Raw genomic sequence first — 229 nt, 5'->3', positions numbered from 1 at the left:
CATGAGCTGAACAACCCGGCGGCCGCGGCCGTGCGCGCCACGTCCGCACTGCGCGAGCGGATGGCCGGGCTACGGCACAAGCTCGCGGCGATCGCGGTCGGGCCGTACGCGGATCACACCCTGGCACTCGTCCGCCTCCAGGAACGCACCGCCGAACGGGTCTCGAAGACGACACCCCTCGGCCCGCTCGAAGCAGCCGACCGGGAGGACGCGCTCGCCGACCGGCTCG

General features: G+C 73.8%; 1 pseudogene. It reads left to right on the top strand.

Annotated features, from left to right (window positions below):
- Positions 1-229 (top strand): annotated as a pseudogene (locus BEK98_RS47100) (histidine kinase); the annotation flags it as partial.

Origin of the sequence: Streptomyces diastatochromogenes (assembly GCF_002242805.1) — a bacterium.
Lineage (GTDB): Bacteria > Actinomycetota > Actinomycetes > Streptomycetales > Streptomycetaceae > Streptomyces > Streptomyces diastatochromogenes.
The sequence above is the reverse complement of the archived record's forward strand: the minus strand, read 5'-3'. Positions and strand labels throughout refer to the sequence as shown.